The sequence below is a fragment of the Yoonia sp. genome (assembly GCF_042093035.1).
Classification (GTDB): domain Bacteria; phylum Pseudomonadota; class Alphaproteobacteria; order Rhodobacterales; family Rhodobacteraceae; genus Yoonia.
Map to the genome: position 1 here is coordinate 1,571 of NZ_JBELFI010000170.1, position 2,337 is coordinate 3,907.

A 2,337-nucleotide genomic window follows, 5' to 3' on the forward strand; every position below is an offset into this window, starting at 1 on the left:
CTTGATGAGGCGCATTTCATGACCCCCGATCATGTCTGGCAACTGGCGCGCGTGGTGGACGACCTCAATGTGCCTGTGATGACTTACGGCCTGCGTGTCGATTTCCGTGGGCGGCTGTTCCCGGCCTCCGCATCATTGCTGGCACTGGCAGATGAAATGCGCGAAGTACGCACAATCTGTCATTGCGGCAAGAAGGCAACCATGGTGGTGCGCAAGGATGAGCAAGGCCATGTTCTGGCCGCAGGCGATCAAATCGTTGTCGGCGGCAATGAACGCTACGTCTCACTCTGCCGCCGCCATTGGCGCGCGGAAATGGGCGACGACGCCGACCCCAATCGCATCTGAACGCCCTTCATCTTGGCCTGAAAACTCCCGCCGGAGGCACCTGCCCGCTAGTAAAAGCTCTGCGGGTCAATATCGATCGCGAGGCGCAAATTCGACGGCAGGTGAAACTGCCTGACCCATTGCGCCAGCGCCTGCTGCAAGGGGGCGGCCTTGTCCGCCTTGACCAACAACCTGACGCGATGCCGCCCGCGCACCCGTGCAATCGGGGCGGGTGCGGGGCCAAAAACCTGCGCGCCGATCTGACGCAACGGGCCATCGCGCCGCGCCATCTCTGCGCCCAGATCAAAGACCTCCTGCACATTGGGACTGCTCAGAATGATCCCGGCCATGCGTCCATAGGGCGGCACGCCCGCCGCCTTGCGTTCGCCGGCTTCCGCCTTCCAGAAACCTTCCTCATCGCCCGCCAAGATCGCGCGGATCACCGCATGGTCCGGCTGATAGGTCTGCAACAATGCCTCACCTGGCGTTTCAGCACGGCCAGCGCGACCAGCAACCTGCCGCATGAGCTGGAATGTCCGCTCTGCCGCGCGCAGGTCGGACCCTTGCAAACCGAGATCTGCATCAATCACGCCCACCAACGTCAGGAACGGAAAATTATGCCCCTTCGCGACCAATTGCGTGCCAATGATGATATCGGTACCGCCTTGTGCAATCTCTTCGATATGCGCCTTCATCGCCCGCGCCGAGCCATAAAGATCAGAAGACAGGACCGCGATGCGCGCGTCCGGGAAAAGCGCTGCAACCTCTTCGCCCATCCGCTCTACACCCGGCCCGACGGCGCTGAGCTTGTCTTCCGCAGCACAGCTCGGGCATTGCGTCGGCATCGGTTTCGTTTCACCGCATTGGTGACACATGAGCCGCTTCAGAAACCGGTGCTCAACCATCCGCGCATCGCAGTGATCGCAACCAATCTGATGCCCGCAAGCCCGGCAGAGCGTGATCGGCGCATAGCCACGCCGGTTCAGAAAAATCAGCGATTGTTCACCCTTATCAAGCCGATCCTGCATGGCACGCTGCAAAGTCCGAGACACCCAAGTCGCCCCCGGCAAATCCTCCGCGCGCATGTCGATGGCGGTCATCTTGGGCATCACTGCCTCGCCAAACCGCGTTGTCAGTTCAAACCGTTTGTATTTGCCTGTATCCGCATTTGCCCAGCTCTCAAGGCTTGGTGTCGCAGAGGCCAGGACGACCTGTGCGCCATTGATCGCCGCCCGCAAGACGGCCATGTCGCGGGCGTTGTAAAGCACGCCGTCCTCTTGTTTGTACGAGGTGTCATGTTCCTCATCCACGACGATCAGACCCAAGTTCCGATATGGCAAAAACAGCGCCGAGCGGGCGCCGACAACCAGTTGCGCGTCACCTTGTCCCACCATCCGCCAGCACCGCCGTCGCTCTGTCATGGTCACGCCGGAATGCCATTCAGCAGGCTTCATGCCGAAGCGGGCCTCAACCCGGTTGATAAACTCACCCGACAAAGCGATCTCTGGCAACAGCACAAGCGCCTGTCGTCCCATCCGCAGACATTCTGCCACGGCTTCAAGATAGACTTCCGTCTTACCAGATCCCGTCACACCTTTGAGCAAGGTCGTCCCATAGGTATCGCCGCGCAGATTGGCCCGAAGTGCCGCGGCGCCCGCCGCCTGATCGTCGCTAAGCGTTTTCCCCCCATAGTCGGGATCCAGCCTTGGATAAGGCATATCGCGCGGCGCCTGTTGCTCCGTCACCGCGCCAAGCTTGACCAACCCTTTCACAACGGATGTCCCCACCCCCGCCATTTCTGCCACTTCGCCCAAGGTGAATGACAAACCGCCATAGTCGCGCAGGACCGCGAGCACTTTTTCGCGCGCGTCGGTCATCCGGTCCGGCGTTTCGTCGCCCAACCGGTATACCCTGCGCATGGATTGCGCATCCCCCAACCCCGGCGCACGCGTGGCCAGGCGCAACATCGCGCTGAGCGGCGTCAGCGTATATTCGGCGGCCCGCATCAAAAAG

At 61.2% G+C, this 2,337-nt stretch carries 1 protein-coding gene and 1 pseudogene; one reads left to right on the forward strand and one right to left on the reverse strand.

Annotated features, from left to right (window positions below; translation table 11 throughout):
- A pseudogene (locus ACFDSS_RS13995) lies at window positions 1-345 on the forward strand (thymidine kinase); the annotation flags it as partial.
- A gap of 47 nt (window positions 346-392) precedes the next feature.
- Here the strand turns inward: ACFDSS_RS13995 and ACFDSS_RS14000 are convergent.
- The coding region (locus ACFDSS_RS14000) for a primosomal protein N' (protein WP_375256335.1) at window positions 393-2,337 on the reverse strand (1,945 nt) is incomplete at its 5' end.